This window comes from Actinoplanes octamycinicus (assembly GCF_014205225.1).
Classification (GTDB): domain Bacteria; phylum Actinomycetota; class Actinomycetes; order Mycobacteriales; family Micromonosporaceae; genus Actinoplanes; species Actinoplanes octamycinicus.
In genome coordinates this window covers 2,846,787-2,871,351 of record NZ_JACHNB010000001.1, presented here as the reverse complement: position 1 = coordinate 2,871,351, position 24,565 = coordinate 2,846,787, and the positions used below count along the sequence as shown (strand labels likewise).

20 protein-coding genes and 1 pseudogene are annotated in these 24,565 nt (G+C 71.6%); 5 read left to right on the top strand and 16 right to left on the bottom strand.

Features of this window, described 5'->3' with window-relative positions; translation table 11 throughout:
• Positions 1 to 250: 250 nt before the first annotated feature.
• The 12 genes and pseudogenes from BJY16_RS12900 to nfi all read right to left on the bottom strand — a co-directional run bounded on the left by BJY16_RS12900 (position 251) and on the right by nfi (position 14,061).
• Complete coding sequence (locus tag BJY16_RS12900; protein ID WP_185039691.1) at positions 251 to 970, bottom strand: ComF family protein; 720 nt, start codon at positions 968 to 970, stop codon at positions 251 to 253.
• On the bottom strand, positions 967 to 2,808 hold the full coding sequence (locus BJY16_RS12895; protein ID WP_185039690.1) for an LpqB family beta-propeller domain-containing protein: 1,842 nt from the start codon (positions 2,806 to 2,808) through the stop codon (positions 967 to 969). The genes BJY16_RS12900 and BJY16_RS12895 overlap by 4 nt, the downstream gene beginning before the upstream one ends.
• 1 nt (position 2,809) lies before the next feature.
• Positions 2,810 to 4,459 (bottom strand): MtrAB system histidine kinase MtrB, encoded by a 1,650-nt coding sequence (gene mtrB, locus BJY16_RS12890; protein WP_185039689.1) that lies wholly within the window; start codon positions 4,457 to 4,459, stop codon positions 2,810 to 2,812.
• Between the two features lie 30 nt (positions 4,460 to 4,489).
• Positions 4,490 to 5,179: an MtrAB system response regulator MtrA gene (mtrA, locus tag BJY16_RS12885; protein WP_122976451.1), complete on the bottom strand. Its 690-nt coding sequence runs from the start codon at positions 5,177 to 5,179 to the stop codon at positions 4,490 to 4,492.
• Between the two features lie 184 nt (positions 5,180 to 5,363).
• On the bottom strand, positions 5,364 to 5,567 hold the full coding sequence (locus BJY16_RS12880; RefSeq protein WP_185039688.1) for a DUF397 domain-containing protein: 204 nt from the start codon (positions 5,565 to 5,567) through the stop codon (positions 5,364 to 5,366).
• A 50-nt stretch (positions 5,568 to 5,617) separates the two neighbouring features.
• Positions 5,618 to 6,469: a helix-turn-helix domain-containing protein gene (locus tag BJY16_RS12875; RefSeq protein WP_185039687.1), complete on the bottom strand. Its 852-nt coding sequence runs from the start codon at positions 6,467 to 6,469 to the stop codon at positions 5,618 to 5,620.
• A 1,770-nt stretch (positions 6,470 to 8,239) separates the two neighbouring features.
• Positions 8,240 to 9,424 carry a mannose-6-phosphate isomerase, class I gene (gene manA / locus BJY16_RS12870; RefSeq protein WP_185039686.1) on the bottom strand — a complete coding sequence of 395 codons (1,185 nt, stop codon included), beginning with the start codon at positions 9,422 to 9,424 and terminating at the stop codon, positions 8,240 to 8,242.
• 20 nt (positions 9,425 to 9,444) lie between these two features.
• Positions 9,445 to 10,407 carry a cation diffusion facilitator family transporter gene (locus BJY16_RS12865; protein ID WP_185039685.1) on the bottom strand — a complete coding sequence of 321 codons (963 nt, stop codon included), beginning with the start codon at positions 10,405 to 10,407 and terminating at the stop codon, positions 9,445 to 9,447.
• Positions 10,404 to 11,627: an SIS domain-containing protein gene (locus tag BJY16_RS12860; protein ID WP_185039684.1), complete on the bottom strand. Its 1,224-nt coding sequence runs from the start codon at positions 11,625 to 11,627 to the stop codon at positions 10,404 to 10,406. Before BJY16_RS12860 ends, BJY16_RS12865 begins: the two co-directional genes overlap by 4 nt.
• 110 nt (positions 11,628 to 11,737) lie before the next feature.
• Positions 11,738 to 11,899 (bottom strand): annotated as a pseudogene (locus BJY16_RS12855) (Trm112 family protein); the annotation flags it as partial.
• Positions 11,900 to 11,940: 41 nt separating this feature from the next.
• Positions 11,941 to 13,320 carry a phosphomannomutase/phosphoglucomutase gene (locus tag BJY16_RS12850; RefSeq protein WP_185039683.1) on the bottom strand — a complete coding sequence of 460 codons (1,380 nt, stop codon included), beginning with the start codon at positions 13,318 to 13,320 and terminating at the stop codon, positions 11,941 to 11,943.
• Positions 13,321 to 13,407: 87 nt separating this feature from the next.
• The gene (gene nfi / locus BJY16_RS12845) at positions 13,408 to 14,061 is read right to left on the bottom strand and encodes a deoxyribonuclease V (protein ID WP_185039682.1); all 654 of its coding nucleotides are present in this window, start codon (positions 14,059 to 14,061) and stop codon (positions 13,408 to 13,410) included.
• Between the two features lie 149 nt (positions 14,062 to 14,210).
• On the opposite strand from nfi, the gene BJY16_RS12840 reads away from it, so the two are divergent.
• Genes BJY16_RS12840 through BJY16_RS12830 form a run of 3 tightly spaced genes read left to right on the top strand, consistent with a single transcriptional unit; the run spans position 14,211 to position 17,394 of the window.
• The gene (locus BJY16_RS12840; RefSeq protein ID WP_373873464.1) at positions 14,211 to 15,461 is read left to right on the top strand and encodes a helix-turn-helix domain-containing protein; all 1,251 of its coding nucleotides are present in this window, start codon (positions 14,211 to 14,213) and stop codon (positions 15,459 to 15,461) included.
• Positions 15,462 to 15,493: 32 nt separating this feature from the next.
• Positions 15,494 to 17,017, top strand: coding sequence for an acetaldehyde dehydrogenase ExaC (gene exaC, locus BJY16_RS12835; RefSeq protein ID WP_185039681.1), 1,524 nt, complete (start codon positions 15,494 to 15,496; stop codon positions 17,015 to 17,017).
• A 14-nt stretch (positions 17,018 to 17,031) separates the two neighbouring features.
• Positions 17,032 to 17,394 (top strand): DUF779 domain-containing protein, encoded by a 363-nt coding sequence (locus BJY16_RS12830; protein WP_185039680.1) that lies wholly within the window; start codon positions 17,032 to 17,034, stop codon positions 17,392 to 17,394.
• A gap of 92 nt (positions 17,395 to 17,486) precedes the next feature.
• Here the strand turns inward: BJY16_RS12830 and BJY16_RS12825 are convergent, their stop codons facing one another.
• Positions 17,487 to 18,050, bottom strand: coding sequence for a GNAT family N-acetyltransferase (locus BJY16_RS12825; RefSeq protein WP_185039679.1), 564 nt, complete (start codon positions 18,048 to 18,050; stop codon positions 17,487 to 17,489).
• Positions 18,051 to 18,260: 210 nt separating this feature from the next.
• Between BJY16_RS12825 and BJY16_RS12820 the strand changes: the two genes are divergently transcribed.
• A complete protein-coding gene (locus BJY16_RS12820) occupies positions 18,261 to 19,130 on the top strand; it encodes a polysaccharide deacetylase family protein (RefSeq protein ID WP_185039678.1) in 870 nt (289 codons plus the stop codon).
• Positions 19,131 to 19,473: 343 nt separating this feature from the next.
• Here the strand turns inward: BJY16_RS12820 and BJY16_RS12815 are convergent, their stop codons facing one another.
• Entirely contained in the window at positions 19,474 to 19,830 is a 357-nt protein-coding gene (locus BJY16_RS12815; RefSeq protein ID WP_185039677.1) for a DUF3499 domain-containing protein, read from the bottom strand.
• 187 nt (positions 19,831 to 20,017) lie between these two features.
• Here BJY16_RS12815 and BJY16_RS12810 point away from each other — a divergent pair, with 187 nt between their 5' ends.
• The gene (locus BJY16_RS12810) at positions 20,018 to 20,494 is read left to right on the top strand and encodes a metallopeptidase family protein (protein WP_370644366.1); all 477 of its coding nucleotides are present in this window, start codon (positions 20,018 to 20,020) and stop codon (positions 20,492 to 20,494) included.
• A 245-nt stretch (positions 20,495 to 20,739) separates the two neighbouring features.
• Here the strand turns inward: BJY16_RS12810 and BJY16_RS12805 are convergent, their stop codons facing one another.
• Complete coding sequence (locus tag BJY16_RS12805) at positions 20,740 to 20,997, bottom strand: WhiB family transcriptional regulator (RefSeq protein WP_014688021.1); 258 nt, start codon at positions 20,995 to 20,997, stop codon at positions 20,740 to 20,742.
• Between the two features lie 975 nt (positions 20,998 to 21,972).
• Entirely contained in the window at positions 21,973 to 24,474 is a 2,502-nt protein-coding gene (locus BJY16_RS12800) for a bifunctional FO biosynthesis protein CofGH (RefSeq protein WP_239177608.1), read from the bottom strand.
• Positions 24,475 to 24,565 lie beyond the last annotated feature (91 nt).

Genomic DNA, 24,565 nt, shown 5'->3' with positions numbered 1-24,565 from the left:
GGCGCCGGCAGCCGGCGCATCGTGGTGCTTGAGAAGGGCGCCGCTCGCCTGGAAGAAGAGGCGACACGGCAGACGTGAGTGAGACGACTCCTTTCCGGTGCGAGAAAGAACGCTCCCGGTGGCGGGTAAGTTGATGTGCCCTACCCTCGTCACCTAGACGCTAACCTGCCGATCCTCGCTCGTCACCCCTCGTTTGGGATAACCAACGGCTGACATTCGCCTCTATCGGCAGCCGAAAGCGTGACAGCAGTCAAATTCCCGGACAGCTTCGGCGGAGTTGTGTCGCTGCCAGTACTGCGGCGCCGGTGACCTGCATGTCCGCCTCCTCTAGACGACGTACCGCGGCGGCCAGCGTGGCCCCAGTGGTGACGATGTCGTCGGCTACCACCAGCGTGCCTCGCATCGCGTCGCCGCGCCGCAGAACGCCGATTCGGGCGGGAATGATTCGCAGCGAATTGACAGCCTGGATGGACCGCCCGGCAGCGTCCAGTGACGTGGAGTCAGGCTTGGGCAGGGCACGCAGCGGCTGACCGGTCCGGGCCGCCCAGCCGGCCGCCCGCAGCCGCCGGACGGCGTGCGTCGTGAGCCGGGCCATGTGGTCGCCGTACCGCTCCCGGCGGGCCGCCCGGGTGGACGGGACCGGGACGATCAGAACCGGGCGGTCGCGCGGCGCGACGGCCGCGACGGCGCCGGCCAGCAGCGCGCCGAGCGGCCCGGCGAGCCGGTGCCGGCCCCGTTCCTTGTACGCCAGCAGCGCCCCGCGCAACGCCCCGGAATACGGCCCCACCGCCGCGCAGGGCGGGAACCCGGCCGGCCGGGGCCGGGGCGCCGACCAGAACGGCCGCAGCGCCTCCAGCTCGGCCACGCAGGCCGGGCAGGCGCCGTGCCGCAGCCGCACCCGCTCCGCGCCGCAGCCCGCGCAGGCCCCCGGCAGGACCAGGTCGGCCAGCTCGCCGAGCAGCCCGATCATTCCAGGTAGAACGGGGCCAGCGGGACGGTCCCGGGCGGCTGGTTCGCCGGCGGCCCAGCCACCTTGTCGGCCTTGATCTGCTCCGGCTGGGAGAGCGCCTCCCACGCCTTGTTGTCCGAGGTGTAGGAGACCGACCGGGCGATGGCCCGGCCGGAGAACAGGTCCGAGTCCAGCGGCCCGGCCGGGTAGACGCTCAGCGAGTCGACCGGCTTGCTGCCCAGGTCGGGCAGCCGGGCGCCCTCCAGCGCGCCGTCCATCGACACGTCCTCGATGGTGACCCGCTGGTTGTCCCGCACGCCGGCCACGGTCAGCCAGCCCTCGCTGGCCACGTCGACCGCGCTCACCGTCGCCAGCGAGGCCGGCCGGAGCTGCTGGGGCGTGCCCAGCGACGGGGCGTCCCCGCCGGGGCTGAGCGACACCCGGAACAGCTTGCCGTCCACCACCACGGCCAGCCGGTGACCGTCCGGGGCCACCGCGACCGAGGTGATCCGGCTGCCCGGGCCGGTCCACGGGATCTGCCGGGCGGCGCCCTTGCCAGCCGGGAACGCGTACAGCTTGTCGTTCGCGATGATCAGACCGATCGCGCCGTCCGGCGACCCGTCCGCGGTGGCCGCCCAGACCGGCTCGCGGAGCGTGCCGGACAGCCCGCTGATCGGCTGCAGCGCGGCCTGGTCGCCGGGCCCGGCGGTGGCCACCCGCAACCCCTCGCCCTTGCCGTCCTTGACCACCACCGCGGCGAACGAGCGTCTCGCCACGGTGCTGATCGCGGCGGCCCGGATGTCCTTGTTCTCCTCCGGCTTGAGCACCGGCACCGGGTTGACCGACCACTGCTGCCCGGAGACCCGGCGGATCTTGCCGCCGTACACCACGAAGCGCTCCGGGTCGTCGCCCAGCTGGGCGGCCGGGTTGCTGGTCAGGTAGTCGTCGCCGGTGAACGCCCGGACGTCCTGGTGCTCGATCTTCAGGTCCAGCTCGGTGCCGGTCGGCAGCAGCGGCCGCAGCGTCCACTGCAGCTGCCGGCGCAGCCGATCCACCGCCTGCTCCGCGTTGTCGGCGGTGACCGCCTGGGTGCTCAGCGCGATCTGCAGCTTGTTGTCGCTGATCGGGACGTTGCCCTTGAGCGCGGTGCCCTTGGCCAGGTTGGCCACCGACAGCCAGCTGGACGGGCCGTTGAACAGCCAGGTCAGCACGGTGGTCGGGCGCTGCTCGACGGGCAGCGCCTTGGGCAGGTAGCGGACGTCCGGCACCAGGCCGGTGTACTCGGTGTTCCAGTAGTAGAGGGCGTGCTGCACGTACGAGCTCTGCAGCGCCTTGACGTCGAGCGGCAGGACCGGCGGCGCGTCGGTGACGAACAGCCCGCTCTGGTCGGTGAGCTGCCCCACCTTGATCTGGAAGGTGTCCCGGCGGGTCTCCCGGGCCGGCTCCAGCCGGCCGAACTCGTCCAGCGTGCCGACCGGCTCGTAGGTCACGTAGACCACGTTGTCGCCCGGGGTGAGCAGCGGGTCGCCGATCAGCCGGACCACCTGCAGACCGCTGCCGGTGGGCTTGAACCGCCCGGCGGCCGCCGGGGTCATGAAGCTCTTCAGCCGGTCGGTGGCGGTGGCCATGTCACCGGCTGCCGCCCGCAGATAGTTCGCCGCGAACTGGCGCGCCTCGCCGGCGTCCTGCCGGGAGACCTGGCCGGCGTCGACGTCGCCGGGCGAACTGATGTTGTTCGACGGGCCGGGGCCGACGTCCTTCACCCCGCTGTCGTCCGGGATGCCGCACCCGCCGGTCAGCAGCGCGACCAGCGCCACCACGACCGGCAGGGCGATCGCGCCGCGGTGCCTGGCGTCCATGTCAGCTCACCTCCGCTGTCCGGTCCCGGGGGATCAGCGGGAGCGGGGCGGCGACCAGCCGGTCGCCGGCCCGGACCGGCAGGGTCAGCCGGAACTGGGCGCCCTCGCCGGGTGCCCCCCAGGCCTCCAGCCAGCCGCCGTGCAGCCGGGCGTCCTCCGCGCTGATCGACAGGCCGAGGCCGGTGCCGCCGGTCTGCCGGGCCCGGGACGGGTCGGCCCGCCAGAACCGGTTGAAGACCAGGCGCTCCTCGCCCGGTTTGAGACCGATGCCGTGGTCGCGCACGGTGATCGCCACCGCGGCGTCGTCGGTGGCCATGGTGATCTGCACCGGTCGTGCCTCGCCGTGCTCGACCGCGTTGCCCACCAGGTTGCGCAGCACCCGCTCGACCCGGCGCGGATCCACCTCGGCGATCACCGGGGTGTCCGGCAGGCGCAGCTCCAGCTCGACGCCGACCCGCTCGGCCAGCCCGGTGAGCCGCTCGGCCACCCGCTCCACGATCGGCACCAGGTCGGTGTGCTCGGCGTCCAGCGCGGCGAACCCGGCGTCGAACCGGCTGATCTCCAGCAGGTCGGTGAGCAGGCCCTCGAACCGGTCCAGCTCGGCCTGCAGCAGCTCGGCGCTGCGCGCCACGGCCGGGTCGAAGTCCTCCCGCTCCGAGAAGATCAGGTCGGCGGCCATCCGCACCGTGGTGAGCGGGGTGCGCAGCTCGTGCGACACGTCCGAGGTGAACCGCCGCTGCAGCCGGGACATCTCCTCGAGCCGGACGATCTGCCGCTGCAGGTTCGCCGCCATCTGGTTGAACGCGGCGGCGAGCATGGCCAGGTCGTCCTCGCCGTCCACCTTCATCCGCTGGTCGAGCAGGCCGGCCGAGAGCCGCTGCGCGGTGCGCGCGGCCACCCGGACCGGGGTCACCACCAGCCGGGTGACCAGGCCGGCCACCAGGCCCAGCAGGATCACCAGGGCCAGGCCGGTGACCAGGACCATCGTCCGGATCTGGTTGGCCGCGGCGTTCTCGGTGGTCAGCGGGACCATGTAGTAGAGCTCGAGGTGCCCGAACTGGGCCGGCACCGGGGAGCCGATGACCAGGTATTTCGTCAGGTGGCCGTTCACTTCGGCGGTCCGGATCTGCCAGGCGACCCGCACCTCGTCGGCGACCGCGTGGGTCAGCTCCGGGGAGATCAACCGGCTGGTGTCGACCGAGGACGGCACGGTCTGCGGGCGCAGGTCCCGGAAGTGCTCGGCGCGCAGCGACACCAGGGTGCCGGTCTCGCCGGCCTGCTCACCGTCGTAGAGCGTGTTGGCGGTGTCGATGATCGTGGCGGGCAGGCCCGCGTCATACGCCTGCGGGTGCACGCTGAGCTGCTCGGCCGCCCATTTCACCTTGCGCTCCAGCGAGGTGGCGACCTCGTCCTGCGCGCGGTTCAGCAGGATGTCGGCGCTGCGGTCCGCGATGAACCAGCCGAAGGTGCCGACCAGCAGGCTGGACGCCACCAGGGTCAGGGTCACCACGCGGACCTGCAGCGAGCGCCGCCAGGCGCGGCGCAACGGAGCGGTGTACCTCTCCAGGCGGAGAGAGATCACACGCCAGTAGCGCCGCACCACTCGCAGGGGGCGGCGCACGGGTTGGGGTAGCCAGGCCGGAGCACGCATCTCGCGGGCAAGGTTAGCCCCCGGATCGGCCTAGCCGGTGCCCGCCTTGTAGCCGACACCACGAACCGTCAGGATGATCTCCGGTCGTTCCGGATCCGGCTCGATCTTGGCGCGCAGCCGCTGCACGTGCACGTTGACCAGGCGGGTGTCCGCCGCGTGCCGGTAACCCCAGACCTGCTCCAGCAGCACCTCGCGGGTGAACACCTGGCGCGGCTTGCGGGCCAGGGCCACCAGCAGGTCGAACTCCAGCGGCGTGAGCTTGACCTCTTCGCCGTCCCGGGACACGGTGTGCGCCGGCACGTCGATGTTGATCTGGTTGCCGGGCGGCCCGATGGTCAGCATCTCCGGCGCGGCGTCCTCGCCCCGGCGCAGCCGGGCCCGCATCCGGGCGACCAGCTCCTTGGGCTTGAACGGCTTCACCACGTAGTCGTCGGCGCCGGACTCCAGGCCGAGCACCACGTCCACGGTGTCGCTCTTCGCGGTGAGCATGACGATCGGAATGCCCGACTCGGCGCGAATGGCACGCGCGACGTCGATGCCGCTCATCCCGGGAAGCATCAGGTCCAGCAGAACGATGTCCGGGCGGTTCTCCCGGAAAGCGGCGAGCGCGCGTTCGCCGTCCGCCACGAACGAGGGCAGGAATCCCTCACTGCGCAGGACGATGCCGAGCATCTCGGCCAACGCGGGATCGTCGTCGACGACCAGTACCCGGGCTCTCATGCGGTCCAATATTGCACTGTCCTCCCGTCCCCCGCGCTACCTGGGGGCGATCTTGCCCGGGAGCCTACGCGAAAAGGCACCTCTCCCAGAAGGCCGTAAGGGCGCGGAAACCCTGAGTGAGGACATGAAAACGGGCGGTCCCGGTCCGGGACCGCCCGTGGCGCGCCATTCGTCGAACCGGAGGTTACGCGCCGGGCCGGTCGAACTCTCCCGCTCGGACTCCGGCGAGGAAACCGGTCCAGTCCCGGGTGTCGAAGCTGAGCACCGGTCCGGTGGCGTCCTTGGAGTCGCGCACCAGAACCGATACCGGCGTGTTGGCGACCTCGACACAATGCCCAGCAGCGCCACTCCGGCTGCTCTTACGCCAAGTGATCGTGGCGTCCTGCATGGTTTCTCCTTCCCTGGAAATGCCTCTCCATTGGAACCCACCGCAGGCGCTCAGCGAGCCAAACGATCCCTCGACTCAGCGATGACCGTTCGGCTCTCTTCTTTCGACAAAGCGCGTTCGCGCAGGTCATCAAAGGCTTCCTGGTACACGTCGATCTCCTCGGGCTTCACCCGGAAGTGACCGCCGGTCAGCCCTTCGGAGTGCACCACCGGGTTACGGGTACCCTCGCCGAACTCCAGCACCAGGAACGACTCGGTCAGCCCGGCGTGCGCGCCGGCCTCGAACGGCAGGATCTGCACCGCGACGCCGGGCTGCTCGGTGGCCTCCAGCAGCCGCTCCAGCTGCCGGACCAGCACCTGCCGGCCGCCCACCTCGCGGAGCAGGACGCCCTGGTCGAGGACCACGTCCAGGCGCGGCTCCGGATCCTTGCGGAAGAACCGCTCGGCGCGACCCATCCGCACGTCGAGCCGGCGCTGGATGACGTCCACGTCGTCCACGTCGGCGCCGGTCTCGATCACCGCCCGCGCGTACTCATCGGTCTGCAGCAGGCCCGGCATCACCTGGGCCTCCCACTCGGAGATCAGCGTGGCGTCCGCCTCCAGCGCCAGGTACTCGTCGTAGGGGTCCGGCACCGACGAGCGGTAGGGCGTCCACCAGGCCCGGACCCGGCCGCGCCGGGCCAGGTCACGCAGCCGGCCGCGCTCCTCCACCCGGACGCCGTAGAGGGTGAGCAGGCGGTCCAGGTCCGACTCGGTGATGCCGGTGTGCGCCGTCTCGATCCGGCTCAGCTTCGACTCCGACCAGCCCAGCGCGGTCGCCACGTCCACCGCCCGGCGCTCGCCACGGAGCCGGCGCAATTCACCGCCGAGTTCCCGGCGCGCTGTCGATGTCGGCCTGGCCACGGAGTCACCATATCGGCGCATCAATGGCAGATTGCAAGTTGCATGGCCGATCGGTAAGGAAACCGCGCGACTTGTCCGTTCGGGCTCTTCCGTTCCACAGCGACTTTCCGCGACGATGACGGCCGTCGTTCCGCGGTGACCACAGTCACCTTTCTGCAAACGATGCGCTGGTAGCGGGCTTGTCAGGTGACCGCGAGCGGCGTTCCTGACCGAATTCCACCGGTGTGATTCCGGGCAGCCGGCCCATCGATCACCGGCACGACTAGTCATCCGTACAGGTGAACCACGGGGTCGGGCGTTTCGGCCACGGCCCCGGGGCGGCTTTTCGGGGATTGTCCCGGCTTGCGGCGATCCCACGCGGGGCCGCGGCCCGATCGCGCCGCCCGGCGGCTCACCGCCCGCGCTCCCCGGCAAAGACATCAGGCGCTTTTCGTACGCCGATTAGCGCGCTCCCCGGCGCACCGTCGGATGCCGCATTCCGCCCACCCGGCAAGCGCCCGCCCAGCACCCATTCCACCCGCTCCCGGCACCACCCACGGAACGGCCCGTCCCCACGTCTCCGCCCCCACCCGGGAACGGCCGTCCCCACGTCTCCGCCTCCACCCGGGAACGGCCGTTCCCGCGTCTCCGGCCCATCCCGGAACCGCCGTTCCCGCGTCTCCGGCCCATCCCGGAACCGCCTTCCGCGCACCTCCGCCGCCGCGCAAAAAGCCGCCGTCCAGCGCCTCGCCATCGCCTGAAACCACTGCTCGCGCACCGATGCCGCCACCCCGAAACACCGGCCACCCTCGCCGGTCCGGGGAACCACCGTCAGGGCATCCCTCCCGCCGCCCTCGAAGCACAATCCAAGCGCCCTTGCCGCGACTCGGAAACGACGGCCAGGAGGCTCGTGCAGTCCTTGGGAATCTCGGCCCACCGCCTTCTTGCCGCCCCTGCACGCCTTCTTGCCGCCTCCGGACGCCACCGCCCCGGCGACTCCGGTCACGACATCGGGACCACACCGGCGCGCCCGGCTCACCGCCCATCCGAAACCGGCGCAGAAGTCGGCATCACCCGCATGAGCGCAGCCGGTGACAACGAACATCGGGCGCGAAGCGTCAGCTATCCGACTTCCGTGGACAGGGCACGCAGGAAGAACGCAGCGAATCCGCGGCGGCCGGCCCAGATCCGGACCCGACGGCGAACCTGGACGAGATAGCGAACGGGGCGACGAGTCGAAACCCGCCGCCCCGTTCATCCCCCCGGTTTGGTACCGCGCGCGTCCGTGGGACCCCCCGATCACCAATGACGCTGCGTGTTTATAGATTCACACTCCGCACATGCCATGTCAAGTTATTTGCCGAAATTTCGGGCGCGCCGCGCCCGGTCTCGCCGCACGCGTTCGCCTCCGTTACACGACCGGGCGCTACTGCCGCCGGTTTTCCACACCAGCGGCCCGTCCACAGCCCGCCAGAGGGCGCCGGCCCTCTCCAGCACACTGTCTTGCGGGGGCTTCCCCCAGGGAGGGCGGGACCTGGCGAGGGACCAACTCGGCAAGGGACGAACCCGCCGGGGGACGAACCCAGCAAGAGACGAACCCAGCGGGGGACGAACCCAGCAAGAGACGGGCACCCGAGCAAGAGACGAACCCGGCAAGAGGCGTGCACCCGAGCAAGAACGCAGCCACAGCGCACGGACGCAGCCCAGACAGCCGCCCCCAGGAGCGAAACCAGCCGAGGCGCGGAGTCCGCGCACAGACGCCGCGCCTCGCGGACAGGAGCAGGAACGGCCTCAGTCCGGGACCGCGGCCACGAATAGCGTGCCCAGGCCCGCAGCCGTCAGCGGACCCGCCGCGTCCGGGGCGTAGGCCGCCGCCCCCGCCCGCAACGTCACCGGAACGCCGTGCTCCTCCCCCACATGCACGTCCCCGGCCACTCCGAGGATGATCCGCGGGCCGCGGCCGGGCAGTTTCGCCGGTGGGCGGTTGGCGGTCAGGTCGATCCGGTACATCTCGAAGTCGCGGACCGGCACCCGCCACGACGTCACCCCGGGCGCCACCTCGGCGCCGTGCAGCAGCGGGTCGTCCAGGGTCTCGAAGCGGAGCACCTTGAGCAGTTCCGCCACGTCCACCCGTTTCGGGGTCAGACCGCCGCGGAGCACGTTGTCGCTGGCCGCCATCAGTTCGACACCCAGGCCGTGCAGGTAGGCGTGCAGGTTCCCGGCGGGCATCCAGATCGCCTCGCCGGGGGCCAGGTGCACCAGGTTGAGCAGCAGCGCGACCAGCACCCCGGGGTCGCCCGGGTAGTGCCCGGCCAGGTCGGCGGCCAGCCGGAACGACTCCTCGTGCGGATGCCCGGGGGCCGCCCCGGTCGCTGCCGCGACCACCTCGTCGATCAGTGCCGGGCGGTCCTCGGCCGGCCAGCTGAGCAGCAGCCGGACCGCCTCGGACAGGTCGCCGGTGTGCAGCGCCGCCACCACCGGCTCCAGGCGGGCGATCCCCAGCTCGGCGAGCACCTGGGCGGAGACCGCGGCCGGCCGGAACCCGCAGAGCGCGTCGAACGGGGTCAGCGCGACCAGCATCTCCGGCTTGTGGTTGGCGTCCGTGTAGTTCCGCGGCAGCGCCGGGTCGGCCTGCTGCCGGGCGAACGCCTCGGCGGCGTACTTCAGGTCCGGGTGTGCCTGCAACGACAACGGGGCGCCGGCCGCCAGCACCTTCATCAGGTACGGCAACCGCGCCCCGAACCGTTCCGCGACGTGCGCCCCGAGCTGCCCGGCTGGATCGCCGTCGATCAGGTGGAGAAGGGTGACCGGCCCGTCCGGGCCGGGCACGGTGGACGGGTCGCCCGGGTGCGCGCCGAGCCACAGTTCCGCCTCCGGCCCCTCGGTGGGGGTCGGGCGGCCCTGCAGCTCGGCGATCGCGGTCCGGGATCCCCAGGCATACGGCCGGATCACTCCGGTCAGCGGGTAAACCGTCATACCCGGCAAATTAGCAGTTGTCAGGCGGTGGCGGGTGGCGCCGACGTGACCCCGCTGTCGGTGGTCTCCCGGACCCGGTAGATGTCCGGCTCGATGTAGATCACCCGGGCGATCGGGACCGCCTCGCGGATCCGCACCTCGGTCTCGTCGATGTGCCGGGCCACCTCCTCGGCCCGCTCGGTCCGCGGCACCGCGATCTTCATGGCGACGAGCAGCTCCTCGGGGCCGAGGTGCAGCGTCTTCATGTGGATGATCCGCTCGATGCCGTCGCCGGACAGCACCGCCTTCTCGATCTTGGCGATCGCGTCCGGGTTGGCGCCCTCGCCGATCAGCAGGCTCTTGGTCTCCACGGCGAGGATGGCCGCGATCGCCACCAGCAGGATCCCGATCGCCGCCGTACCGACGCCGTCCCAGACACCGTCACCGGTGATCAGGGTCAGCCCCACGCCGAAGAGCGCGAGCACCAGGCCGACCAGCGCCCCGGCGTCCTCCAGGAGGACCACCGGCAGCTCCGGCGCCTTGGCCCGGCGCACGAAGTCCACCCACGAGGTCTTGCCGCGGGTGTGGTTGGACTCGGTGATCGCGGTGTAGAACGAGTACGACTCCAGGGCGATCGCCACGACCAGGACGGCGACCGGCACCCACTTCCACTCGGTGATCGGCGCCGGGTGCTGGATCTTGTGCCACGCCTCGTAGAGCGCGAACAGGCCACCGACGCTGAACAGCACGATGGAGACGATGAACGCGTAGATGTAGCGCTCCCGCCCGTACCCGAAGGGGTGTTCGGGTGTCGCCTTCTTCTTCGCCTGTTTGCCGCCGACCAGCAGCAACAGCTGGTTGCCGGAGTCGGCCACCGAGTGGATCGCCTCGGCGAGCATGGACGACGAGCCGGTCAGGAACCAGGCGCCGAACTTGGTGGCCGCAATTCCCAGGTTGGCGCTCAGCGCCGCGATGATCGCCTTGGTGCCGCCTTCGGCGCTCATTGCAGTCCCTCGGGCATCAGGTTGGACAGCTCCTTCATCTCGCTGATCGCCGGGACCGCCATCGGGTCCAGGCCATGGGCCAGGGCCAGGTACAGCGACGCGAAGTCGGGCACCGCCACGAGAGACGCGAGCCGCTCCAGCGTCGAACCGCCTTCGGCGGTAAGCACGTCGCAGCGTACGCCACGTCGATCGGCGAGTGTCTGGATGGCGTCCGCCCGGCGCTCCTCGACGGCGACCGGCTCGTCGGCGTCGTCCTCCGGGTTCAGCCCGCCGTCCCGGAGCACCACCAGGCGCAACCGGGTGACCGCCTCGTCCTCGTCGTCCGGGTCGGCGAAGATGTCCCGCGACCCCTCGGCGAGACCGCCGAAGACGCCGTCGAGCAGGCCCACCCGGCCGCGGCCGGCCTCGCCGAGCGCGCCGGCCATCACCGGGTAGCGAGCGTTCGCCGCGAGCGTGTCGGCGAACCGCCGGGCCGCGACGGTGGCCAGCGGCGAGGAGCCCCAGACGATCGGCACCGAGCCGGCCAGGCCGAGGGCGAGCGCCTTGGCCGGGTTGACGAACGAGTCGGCGGCCGGGCGGCAACGCTCGGCGTCGGCGTCCAACCGGGTCGCGGTCTCCGCGATGTCCGCCTCGGTGACCTTGACCAGGCCCAGCGCGCGGCCGGCCAGCAGCACCGGGATGGCCAGGCCCCACAGGGTGGCCCGGGCCGGGGCGCGGCGCGGCACGCCGATGAACGGGGCGCGGGCCCGCTCGGCCATCGCCTCCAGCTCGGAGTCCGGGTTGCCGATCGCGACCAGCCGGGCGCCGCGACGGGCCGCGGCCTCGGCGGCGGCCAGGGCCTCCGGGCTGCGGCCGGACGCGGACACCGCGATCACCACGTCGGCCGCGCCGACCCAGCCGGGGATGCCGGCGCTGCGGTGCCCGATGATCGGCACCGGGCAGCGCGGGCCGGCGACGGTGGACAGGATGTTGCCGGTGAGGCCGGCGGTGCCGATGCCGGCCACCACCACGGCGCGCGGCCGGCCCTCGTCGGCGAGCATGCTCAGGTCGACCTCGGCGGCCAGCGCCGCGGTCTCCCGGACCTGGGCGCCGGCCGAGGCGGTGGCCCGGAGCATGCCGCCCGGGTCGTTGGCCAGCATCGACTTCTCGTCGTTCAGCAGCGACTCGTCGGCGACCCGGTGGCCGTGCACGCCGGAGGCGCCCTCCAGTGGGTTGACCATCAGTTGTCCCCCTCCGAGCCCGCCGCCGACGACGAGCCGGCCGCCGGCGACGACGAGCCAGCCGCCGAGGACGACGAGCCAGCCGCCGACGACGACGAGTCGGTCGCCAGGCGGGCCTCGTCGAGGAGGAGGATCGGGATGTCGTCCTTGACCTCGAAGATCCGGCCGCACTCGGTGCAGGTCAGGGTCTGTCCGCCGGCGTCGTAGTCGAGGGGCGCGTGATGGGTGTCCGGGCAGGCCAGGATGTCCAGCAACTGCGGATCGAGCGCCACCTAACTACTCCTTCTCACGGGGGAAGCGTGTCCCCGCGATCCTAACCGCGAACGATGGCGAGCACCCGGTCCCTGAGCGACGCCATCCGGGCGGGGTCGGCCGCCTCCACGTTCAGGCGCAGCAGCGGCTCCGTGTTGGACGCCCGCAGGTTGAACCACGACCCGTCCTCGAACGAGAAGGTCAGACCGTCCAGATCGTCCACCCGGGCGTCCGGGAAGGCGGCCCGGACCTCGGCACTCTTGGCCGCGGCGTTGGCCACCGTGGAGTTGATCTCACCGGACGCGGTGTACCGCTCGTACTCCGCGGCGAACTCGGAGAGCGGCAGGTCCTGCCCGCCGAGCGCGGCCAGCACGTGCATCGCGGCGAGCATCCCGGTGTCGGCGAACCAGAAGTCCCGGAAGTAGTAGTGCGCCGAGTGCTCGCCGCCGAAGACCGCGTTCGAATCGGCCATCTCGGCCTTGATGAACGAGTGGCCGACCCGGCTGCGGATCGGCTTGCCGCCGTTCTCCAGGATGATCTCCGGGACCGCGGACGAGGTGATCAGGTTGTGGATGATCACGCTGCCCGGGAACTTGGCCAGCTCGCGCGCGGCGACCAGGGCGGTGATCGCGGAGGGCGAGACCGGGTCGCCGTTCTCGTCCACCACGAAGCAGCGGTCCGCGTCGCCGTCGAACGCCAGCCCGATGTCGGCGCCCTGCTCGCGCACCGCGTTCTGCAGGTCCACCAGGTTCTTCGGGTCCAGCGGGTTGGCCTCGTGGTTCGGGAACGAGCCGTCCAGCTCGAAGAAGAGCGGCACGATGGTCAGCGGCAGCGCGGGCAGCACCTGGTCGCCGAGCACGGCCGGGACGGTGTAACCGCCCATCCCGTTGCCGGCGTCCACGATCACCTTGAGCGGGCGGATGCCGCTGAGGTCGACCAGCGAGCGCAGGTGCGCGGCGTAATCGCCGAGCAGGTCCCGCTGCTCCACCCGGGACGGGCCGTCGGCCTCCGCGTTCAGGTCGCTGAGCAGCTGCTGGGCCCGCTGCCGGACCACCACCAGGCCGCTGTCCTGACCGACCGGCCGGGCGCCGGCCCGGCACAGCTTGATCCCGTTGTACTGCGCCGGGTTGTGGCTGGCGGTGAACATCGCGCCCGGCAGGTTCAGCGACCCGGAGGCGTAGTAGAGCTGGTCGGTCGAGGCCAGCCCGACGTTGATCACGCCGGCGCCGGCCGCGTTGACCCCCCGGGCGAAGGCGGCGGCCAGGCCCGGCCCGGACTCGCGCATGTCGTGCGCGATCACGATCTGGTCGGGCTCGTCGCCGGACTCGCGCAGCATCTCGACGAACGCCGTGCCGATCGCCCGCGCCACCGGCTCGCTGAACTGATCAGGGACGATTCCCCGGACGTCGTACGCCTTGATGATCTGGGACAGATCCAGCACCCGCTGACTCCTCACCGAAAAGCCCTGTTTGGGGCGAGGGTAGCGGAGCACCGGCCGCGTTCAGGTCGCAACCGCGCAACCAGGACGTTAACTGAGAAGATCGCGACAAACCCGGTCCGCCGCACGGGTGGTCTCCGGCAGCCGGTACCGCGGGCTCAGCCGCAGCGTCAGCGCGCACGCGGTGTCCAGGTCGATCCGGTGCCCGACCGAGACGAAAACCGGTTTCACCCGGTCCTGGGTGCGCAGCACCGCGCCGACCGGTTCGCCGTCGTCGACCAGCGCCGACCGGCTGCCCCGCGGCTCGCCGACCGGGTCCCAGGAGCCGACCAGCCGGGTCTTGCCGACCCCGAAGGACGGCAGGTCGGTGAGCACGCCCAGGTGCGCGGCCAGCCCGAAGCGCCGCGGGTGGGCCAGCCCGTGCCCGTCGCAGACCAGCACCTCCGGCCGCACGGTGAGCCGGTCCAGCGCGTCCAGCAGGGCCGGCACCTCGCGGAAGGCGAACAGCCCCGGCACGTACCGGAAAGCGGGCTTGCCCCGGACCACCGCGGTGTCGCGGACCGTGAGGTCCGCCGCGTCCAGCACCACCACGGCCGCGGCCAGCCGGTCGTCGTCCGCCGAGTAGGCCACGTCCAGCCCGGCCACCGTCGCCGGCGACGCCGGGCCCGGCTCGGCGACGACCTTGGCGCGCAGGAGGTCCTGCACGGCAAGAGCTTCTTCTTCGGTACGAGGCCAGTCCTGCACGGCCGCAGCATAGAGACCCCAGCGCTCCCGCTGCCTCGCCACCGGCTCCGAGGGGCGCGATCCCGGCGAGCCGGAGGGGACGCCGGTCAGCACAGTGTTGTCTCTTCTGGTGACGCGCGTCACGATGGGTGGGTCTGGAGGTGCTGCCGGTGAATCCCTGGCTTGCCCTGACCCCCGGCGACGACCCTGCCGAACGGATCCGGCAGGTGGGTCGCGCCCATGAGCGCTTCATCAACGGCGCCCCGGCCGACCGGATGCGCAGCGTGGTGGCCGAGTCGTGGGCCCGGTCGGCGGCCTGGATCGGGGCGGACAGCACCGCGCCGATCGACCTCTGCGACGACGAGCTGGAGGCCTACCGGGCGGCGCACCCGCTGGCCCGGGTGATGCCGCTCTTCCGGGACCTGCTCGGCGGGCTGGCCGAGGACGGCGACCACATCCTGGCGGTCTGCGACGCGCACGGCCGGCTGCTCTGGGTGGAGGGGAACGCCGGGACGTTGCGCGGGGCCGCCTCGATGAACTTCGTACCGGGCGCCCGCTGGGACGAGGCGCACGCCGGCACCAACGCGCCGGGCACCGCGCTCGCCGTCGACCACGCGCTGCAGATCTTCGCGACCGAGCACTTCAGCCGGCCGGTGCAGCGGTGGACCTGCACCGCGGCGCCGATCCACGACCCGGGCACCGGGCGGCTGCTCGGCGCGATCGACGTGACCGGCGGCGATCACCTGGCGAACCCGCACAGCTTGGCGCTGGTGCGGGCCACCGCGCTGGCGGCCGAGGCATGTCTGCGCGAGCCGCCCCGCGCGGCCGAGGGCCCGATGGTGACGGCGCTCGGCCGCGACGACGCACTCGTCACCTCCGGAAACATCCGGACTCGCCTCGGCCGGCGGCACTCCGAACTCCTGATCCTGCTGACCACCCACCCCGAGGGCCGCACCGCCGACCAGCTCGGCTTCGACCTCTACGGCGACGACCTCAACCCGGTGACGGTCCGCGCCGAGATGTCCCGGCTCCGGCGCATCCTGGGCCCGGAACTCCTGGAGTCGCGGCCCTACCGGCTCAAGAGGCCGATAAAAACCGACATAACTACCATGTCGGATCTTCTTGATCAAGGCCGGACCCACGAGGCGCTCGCCCACTACCCCGGCCCGCTGCTGCCCGGCTCCGACGCCCCCGGCATCGTCCGCCTCCGCCGCCTGCTCGACGACCGGCTCCGCGCCGCGATCCTGACCAGCGCCGACCGCCGGATCCTGCAGACCTGGCTGACCACCCCGCACGGCGCCGACGACCTGGAACTCTGGGAGGCCTACGCCGCCCTCGCCCCGCACGACCCGGTGGCCGGCCGCCGGGTCGCCGAGCTGGCCCGCGAGTACGCGTGCAACGTTCCTGCAACGTACGCCTAGCTAACGTCCGCCTCGATGAGGGAGGCGAGACCGTGACCACCTACACCCCGCCCGGTTCCGACGGTTCGATCGTCAGCTACCAGTCCCGCTACGACCACTACATCGGCGGTGAGTACGTCCCGCCGGCCAAGGGCCAGTACTTCGAGAATCCCACCCCGGTCACCGGCCAGGCGTTCACCGAGATCGCCCGGGGCACCGCGGATGACGTGGAGCGGGCGCTCGACGCGGCGCACGGCGCGGCCGACGCCTGGGGCCGCACCTCGCCCGCGGAGCGGGCCACCATCCTCAACAAGATCGCCGACCGGATCGAGCAGAACCTGGAGAAGCTCGCCGTCGCCGAGTCCTGGGAGAACGGCAAGCCGGTCCGCGAGACCCTGGCCGCCGACCTGCCGCTGGCGGTCGACCACTTCCGCTACTTCGCCGGCGCGATCCGGGCCCAGGAGGGCACCGCCGGCGAGATCGACGCGGACACCGTGGCGTACCACTTCCGCGAGCCGCTCGGCGTGGTCGCCCAGATCATCCCGTGGAACTTCCCGATCCTGATGGCCACCTGGAAGCTCGCCCCGGCCCTGGCCGCCGGCAACGCGGTGGTGCTCAAGCCGGCCGAGCAGACCCCGGCCTCGATCCACTACCTGATGTCGCTGATCGGCGACCTGCTGCCGCCCGGCGTGCTGAACATCGTGAACGGCTTCGGGGTGGAGGCCGGCAAGCCGCTGGCCAGCTCGAACCGGGTGGCCAAGGTGGCCTTCACCGGGGAGACCACCACCGGCCGGCTGATCATGCAGTACGCCTCGGAGAACCTGATCCCGGTCACCCTGGAGCTCGGCGGCAAGAGCCCGAACATCTTCTTCGACGACGTGAGCAGCGCCGACGACGACTTCTTCGACAAGGCGCAAGAGGGCTTCGCGATGTTCGCGCTGAACCAGGGCGAGGTGTGCACCTGCCCGTCCCGGGCGCTGATCCAGCAGGGGCACTACTCGGACTTCCTGGCCGCCGCGGTGAAGCGGGTGGAGAACCTCAAGCAGGGCAACCCGCTGGACACCGACACCCAGGTCGGCGCGCAGGCGTCCAACGACCAGTACGAGAAGATCCTGTCGTACCTGGACATCGGCCGGCAGGAGGGCGCCAAGGCGCTGACCGGCGGCGGGCCGGCCGAGCTGGGCGGCGACCTGTCCGGCGGGTACTACGTGCAGCCGACGATCTTCGAGGGCCGCAACAGCATGCGGATCTTCCAGGAGGAGATCTTCGGGCCGGTGGTGTCGGTCACCTCGTTCGCCGACTTCGACGACGCCATCAAGATCGCCAACGACACGCTCTACGGGCTCGGCGCCGGGGTGTGGACGCGGGACGGGAACCGGGCCTACCGGGCCGGGCGGGCGATCAAGGCCGGCCGGGTGTGGACGAACTGCTACCACCTCTACCCGGCGCACGCCGCGTTCGGCGGGTACAAGCAGTCCGGCATCGGCCGGGAGAACCACCTGATGATGCTCGACCACTACCAGCAGACCAAGAACCTGCTGGTCAGCTACTCCCCCAAGGCCATGGGCTTCTTCTAGGCCGGGAGCCGGGAATGGCGAGTCGAGTAGACGTGACCCCCGCGGCCGCCGCGATGATGCGGCGGCTGCGGGAGCAGCACGGCCCACTGATGTTCCACCAGTCCGGTGGCTGCTGCGACGGCAGCTCGCCGATGTGTTACCTGGACGGCGAGTTCCGCACCGGCGGCTCGGACGTGCTCCTGGAGTCTCTGGCGATCGAGGGGGTGCCGGAGCCGATCACGTTCTGGATGTCGGCCGCGCAGTTCGAGCTCTGGAAACACACGCATCTCACGGTGGACGTGGTCCCCGGGCGTGGCGCCGGCTTCTCGCTGGAGGCGCCCGAGGGCGTTCGCTTCCTGATCCGCTCCCGCCTGCTGACCGAGCAGGAGCTGGCGTAATTGACCCGATAAACCCAGATTTCGCGTACGACGAGAGCGGTCCCGCCGAGGTCATCCGCGGCGGGACCGCTCCGTGCGTACCCGAATCGGGTCTAGATCTTGGGGGTGGGATCGTCGCGCAGGCGGCTGAAGAGCAGCCCGTCGCGCCACTGACCGGCCCGGAACTCGGCCGCCCGGATCGTTCCCTCCAGCTGGAATCCCGCCTTGACCAGGGCCTTCTGCTCAGCCCGGTTCTCCGGGTGAGTGCCCGCCTGGACCCGCTGGATCGGCCAGTGCTGGAACAGGTAGTCGCAGAGCAGCGCCTGCGCCCGCCAGCCGTAGCCGCGGCCGCGGAACTCCGGCAGCAGCACGATCCCGATCTCCTGGTACGGCCCGCGCCCGGCGAACGTCTGCTGCCGGTGCTGGACCATGCCGACCGTGCTGCCGCCGACGTCGACCATCAGGTTGCTGACCTCGTCGGAGAGGAAGCCGTCCCGCTCGAACCGGCGGGTCACCTCGCCGGCGTCCCGGAAGCCGTTCCAGTCCAGGCCGACCAGCACCGGGTCGGTGGCCAGGCGGCGGAGCAGGTCGAGGTCGTCCGCCCCGACCGGGCGTAGCCGCAGTGCCCCGGACGGGTGAGCGGCGGTGTCACGCGACGTTTCCGGATCGATACTCATAGGAACAGTCTGATCGATCGACTGCCCTGGCTCAGGGGACAAATCCGCCCATTTGCGGGCGTGCATGGGGACTGGACGCGGTGCGCAAGGATACGACAGCGAACGCGAATCCGTTCCCGAATCAGTGCGAAAGATGCTTTCGGGACTTGGCGACCGGTCGGGTCACGAGGCATCCTCGTCAGTCCGCCGATGAACTGGGGAGGTAAATCGATGCGGCTGTCCCACACCCGGAAGGCTCTCCTGATCAGTCTGTCGCTGATCCTGGTGGGACTTCTCGGCCAGGCGGCTGCCGCCGAGTCGTCCCGCACCGAGGCGGCCCCGCCCGCGGTCACCTCCACGCCGGCCGCCTCCGCGCCGGCGAGCACCGCACCGGCCGGCACCCCGGCCGCGAAACCCAGCACCAAGCCGGCCCCGGTCAAGACCAAGCCGCGCACCGAGAGCACCGCGATCCCGCACCGGCCGAAAGCCCGCACCGGCCCGGCCGGCAGCCGGCTCACCACCGGCACCAAGGACGTCGCGCTCACCTTCGACGACGGCCCGGACCCGGCGAACACCCCGGCCCTGCTCAAGATCCTCGCCAAGGAGAAGGTGAAGGCCACCTTCTGCCTGGTCGGCGAGAACGTGAAGGCGCACCCCGACCTGGTCCGCAAGATCGCGGCCGGCGGGCACGCCCTGTGCAACCACACCTGGAACCACGACCTGAAGCTGGGCAAGAAGAAGGCCGCCCAGATCCGCGCCGACATGAAGCGCACCAACGACGCCATCCGGAAAGCGGTCCCGGGCGCCAAGATCAGCTACTTCCGGTCGCCGGGCGGCAACTTCACCCCGCAGGTCGTGAAGATCGCCAAGGAGCTCGGGATGTCGTCGATCTACTGGAAGGTCGACCCCCGCGACTGGGAGCACGGCAAGACCGAGTCCGACGGCGCGCACACCAGCCGAGTGATCAATTCGGTGAAGAAGCACACCCGGCCGGGCGCGATCATCCTGTCCCACGACTACGCCCAGCCGGACACCATCCGGGCGTACCGGGTGCTGATCCCCTACCTGCGCAAGCGCTTCCACCTGATCGCCCTGCCCTGACCTTCGGGCTCGCCGAGGCTTCCGGTCGCCGCCAAGCTTCCGGAAGCCTCGTTTTCTTTTCGGTACGGCCTCGCGCTGCCCCAACCGCACCAGCCGGGTCCCGTGGCCAACCCGCGAGGTGGGACCGCTCAGGACCGCCTCGGCGACGCACGGGTGTGTCCCGGCCCAAGGTCACAGCGTGTCCGCGCCTCGCCAGCGCGCCCGCGGCTCGGAGGTGAGCCGCGAGGCCCGACGTTGGTCGCCGTCGCGGCCGCGGCTCGCGCTGCCCGGCTGGGTCTCAGGGGTGTCTCAACAGGGCTGAGACACCCCTGAGACCCAGCCGAGGACCGTGAGCGGTTCGGGGTCAGTGGTGGGGCGGGATCACACGGAGGTGGCCTCGGCGGCCGGTCTGCGGGGTGTGGTCGGACTCGTCCGGGCGTGAGGGCGCCGGGCGGGCCGCCTCCCGGACCGCCTCGGCCAGGGCGACCAGATCGTCGGTGGTGGGCGGCGGAGGCGCGAAATCGCCGTCGTGCCGGACCAGGTCCCAGCCTCGGGGGGCGGTGAGGCTGCGGGCGTGCGGCTCGCAGAGGTCGTACGTGTGGGGTTCGGCGAACGCCGCGAGCGGGCCGACGACAGCGGTCGAATCGCTGTAGACGTAGGTCAGGGTGGCGACCGCCTGTCGGGGACAGCCGTTCCGGGAGCAGCGCCGTGGTGACCTCACGGCGGCAACCTATCGCCCCGCCGGGCGTTCTGGGGACCGATACCCCGCGACACGCCGCATCGCGATGCATCACGATTCGGCCATGGTCGGCAGACACGCCGCCCCGATGGGACGAATTAACGGGTGAGACACACGACGAGGAACGGCCTGACCACGGATGTCGCCCGGGTGGGGATACGCTCAGCAGGTGACCACCAGCCCTGAACGCCGCCGTACCGACCCGAAGGCGGCGCGTACCACCGGCCCGGGGCATCCGGCGCGGCGTGATCGGCACGGCCGCGGCCTGCGCGGCCGGTTGGTGCCGGCGACCGTGCCGCTGGCCCGCACCAAGGCGGAGATCTTCGACGACCTGGTGCTGGACACCGTCGAGAGCCTCGAGCGGCGCTATGCCAAAGAGCTCGCCGGCGTCGAGTTCGCCGTCGAGGACGTGCCACCGGAGCTGAACGTCTACGACTCCGACGTCCTGGAGGACGGCGAGGTCCCCCTGGCCCGGCTGCTGCCCGGGCGCCCGGGGCGGCACGAGCTGCCACCACGGATCGTGCTGTACCGGCGGCCGCTGGAGTTCCGCGCGATGGACCGGGAAGACCTGGCCGACCTGGTCCACGACGTCATCATCGAGCAGGTGGCCAACCTGCTCGGCGTCGACCCGGACGAGCTGGCCTGACACCCACCGCCCGGCCTGACACGGCGCCGGGCGCGGTCCCTCGACTGTTTCCCGCACGCCGGGCTGGCCTGCCGGCCGGGACGCCCGCCACTCCCCCGATGGCCTGCGGTCCCTCGGCCGGCTCCGGCCCGCTTCGCACGCTGCCCGGCTCGGCCACGCCCCCCGCGCGGATCGCCGTGCCCCTCGTGCGGATCACCGCACGTGCTTCCTCCTGTGCTGCCCCGCCTTGCCGCTCGGCGCCGGCGTCAGGCCACGCGGCGCTTCAGCTTGCGACGTTCACGTTCGGACAGTCCACCCCAGATGCCGAACCGCTCGTCGTGCCCGAGCGCATACTCCAGACACTCGGCCTTGACCTCGCAGCGCCCGCAGATGCGCTTCGCCTCGCGCGTCGATCCGCCCTTCTCCGGGAAGAAGGCCTCCGGATCGGTCTGTGAACACAGCGCCCGCTCCTGCCACTCGGGCGCGTCCCCGAGCAGGTCTACCCCTTCAACCTGCGCTTCCATCGGCGTGCCTCCAAATTCTGCGCCGGCAGCGATGCCGACACTGACCCCCCACGCACGCGGCGTGTTTCTGTGGGTTCGCCGCAAAAGTTGCACATCGACCCCACAACCCCACCAAAATTACACGCGTGTAAGACGTGCGTCGTCAAGCCGAACCTGATAAATGGGCCCGTTTCCCCGAGGCGCCAGGGCGCGCCGAAGTCCCGTTCCTGCCCTATCTCCCGGAGCCACCGGAAGGTAACGCGAAGGCCGGCCTCGACGTCCAATTTAACCCGATTTGTTACCTCCCGTGAAGGGGGGTCCCGCCACCGTGCCACACCTCCCTCCCGGCGCTCCCCGCGCCGGCCCTCGCTCCGTCCCGCCGGAACCTCCGGCGCGCCCCTGACCAGGCACGAAGCCCATCGGTCACCAATCACGACGCCCACACCGGCCAATGCCGACGCACGCTCGCCGCAGCCCGGCACCGGAGGTCCCGGGCACCACCCGCGACATCGCCGGCCCACCCGCCACAGCCGACGGCCCGCTAGGACGGTCTACACCCAACCCCGCTAGCGGCGCGAGATGCCCCACTCTTCCCACATCGAAACTCGCCACCTTCGTGTCGTTCCCCACCGACCGGGTCGCCGCGCTCGACCACCCGCCGCGGACGACTAACCCCGCGGCAGGCCGAGGCGCGGTGGCCGCGCGGAAGGCACAGCGGCACGAAATGGCGTGACCGCCCAGAAGGCGAGGCGGCGTGGAACGCGAGACGGCGTGCAAGGCGAGGCCGCTCGGAAAGCGAGGCGGCTCGGAAGGCCAGGTGGCTCGGAAGGCATGGCCGCTCGGAACGCGTGACCGCTCGGAACGCGTGACCGCCCGGAACGCGTGACCGCCCGGAACGCGAGGCCGCTCGGAACGCGGGGTCGGTCGGAACGCGGGGTCGGTCGGAACGCGGGGTCGGTCTGGCCCGCCGGAAGGGCGGGCCAGACCGGCGGGTGGTCAGCGGCGGGTGTAGACCGTGGTGCGTTCGACGGCGGGGCGGCCGGCGGCGGCGGCCAGCTCCTTCAGCTCGGCGACGGTGCGGGCGGAACCGTGCTCCGAGCCGGCCATCCGGGAGATGGTCTCCTCCATCAGGGTGCCGCCGAGGTCGTTGCACCCGCTGTTGAGCATGACCCGGGTGCCCTCGTCGCCGAGTTTGACCCAGGAGCACTGGATGTTGTCGATCCGGCCGTGCAGCAGGACCCGGGCCATCGCGTGGACGACCCGGTTCTCCCGCCAGGTCGGGCCGGGGCGGGCGATGCCGGCCAGGTAGATCGGCGCGTTCGTGTGGATGAACGGGAGCGCCACGAACTCGGTGAAGCCGCCGGTCACGTCCTGGATGCCGGCCAGCACCCGGAAGTGGCCGAGCCACTGGCGCGGATGGTCGACGTGCCCGTACATCATCGTCGAGCTGGAGCGGATGCCCACCTGGTGCGCGGTGGTGACCACGTCGACCCAGGTGGCGGTGGGCAGCTTGCCCTTGGTCAGCACCCAGCGCACGTCGTCGTCGAGGATCTCGGCGGCGGTGCCCGGGATGGTGCCCAGCCCGGCCTCGCGCAGCTCGGTGAGCCACTCCCGGATCGACACCCCGGCCTTCGACGCGGCGGTGACGATCTCCATCGGCGAGTAGGCGTGCACGTGCATGCCGGGCACCCGCTGCTTGACCGCACGGACCAGGTCCGCGTACGCCGTGACCGGCATCTTCGGGTCGATGCCGCCCTGCATGCACACCTCGGAGGCGCCGTCCCGCCACGCCTCCTCGGCCCGGTCGGCGACCTGCTCGACGGAGAGCCGGTAGGCGTCGGCGTCCTTCTCCCGCTGGGCGAAGGCGCAGAACCGGCAGCCCACGTAGCAGACGTTGGAGAAGTTGATGTTCCGGTTCACCACGTAGGTGATGTCGTCGCCGTTGACCTCGCGGCGCAGGTCGTCGGCGATCCGGGCGAGCTCGTCGAGCGCGCTGCCGTCCGCGGTGAACAGGGCCATCGCCTTGTCCTCGTGCTCCGGCAGCAGCAGCGCGGCCGGGTCGGTCGAGGCCAGCTTGAGCCCGGCCAGCACGTCGGTCGGCACGGTCCGCGGCGCGGCCTTGACGTGCGCGGCCACCTCGTCCCAGTCGCCGTAGACGAAGTCAAAGTCGGACCGCCGGTCGCCGGTGCGCCCGTCGGTGTCGATCGCCGCGTGCAGGTCGGTGCGCCCGGTGCCGAACGCCTCCTCCGGCTCCTGCCAGGGCAGGCCGACCGGCAGCACGTCCTCCAGGGCCAGGCCGTCCTCCGGGTCGGCGAGCGCGGCGACGTGCGCGGCGAGGCGCGGGTCGAGCCAGCCCTCGCCGCCGCGCCGGACATATTCCGGATAGATCGTGAGGCGCTCGCGGAGGACGAAGCCGGACGCCGCCGACCTCGCCCGCAGCTCCTCGATCTGCGGCCACGGACGCTCCGGGTTGACGTGGTCGGGCGTCACCGGGGACACCCCGCCCCAGTCGTCGATGCCGGCCCGCAGCAGCAGCGGGAACTCGTCGTCGATCAGGTTGGGCGGGGCCTGGATCCGGGCCCGGGGGCCCATGATGATCCGGCCGACGGCCACCGTGGCGGCCAACTCGCGCAGCTCGGCGTCGGGCATGCCGCGCATCGCCGTGTCCGGCTTGGCCCGGAAGTTCTGAATGATGATCTCCTGCACGTGCCCGAACTCGCGGGCGGTGCGGCGCATCGCGAACAGCGCGTCGATCCGCTCGGCCGGGGTCTCGCCGATGCCGATCAGGATGCCGGTGGTGAACGGCACACCGACCCGGCCGGCGTCGTCGAGCACCCGGAGCCGGACCGCGGGCTCCTTGTCCGGTGAGCCGTAGTGCGGGCCGCCGGGCTCGAACCAGAGCCGGGTGGCGGTGGTCTCCAGCATCATCCCCATGCTCGGCGCGACCGGCTTGAGCCGCTGCAACTCGGCCCAGCTCAGCACGCCCGGGTTGAGGTGCGGCAGCAGGCCGGTCTCCTCCAGCACCGCGATCGCGCAGGCCCGCACGTAATCCAGGGTGGAGTCGTAGCCCCGCTCGTCGAGCCACTGCCGGGCGGCCGGCCAGCGCTCCTCGGGCCGGTCGCCGAGCGTGAAGAGCGCCTCCTTGCAGCCCTGCGCGGCGCCCTGCCGGGCGATCTCCAGGACCTCGTCACGCTCCAGGAACGCGGCCGGCAGCCGGTGCGGGACGGTGGCGAAGGTGCAGTAGTGACACCGGTCCCGGCAGAGCCGGGTGAGCGGGATGAAGACCTTCCGCGAATACGTCACCACGCCGGGCCGGCCGGCCTCGCGCAGGCCGGCGTCCCGGATCCCGCCGGCGATGGCGAGCAACTCGTCGAAATGGTCACCGGTGGCCGCGAGCAGCGCGGTCGCCTCGTCTGCGTCGATCGCTTTACCGTCGGCGGCGCGCCGCAACGCGCGTCGGATGCTCGCCTCGGTCGGGATCTGGTTGACCTCTGCCACGAAGAGCAGACTAGGCCGGATTCCGGCCGGTTGCCGCCGCCGTCCACAGGCCCGTCGAGTGTCGTGTGACACGCGGCACGAACCTGTGGAC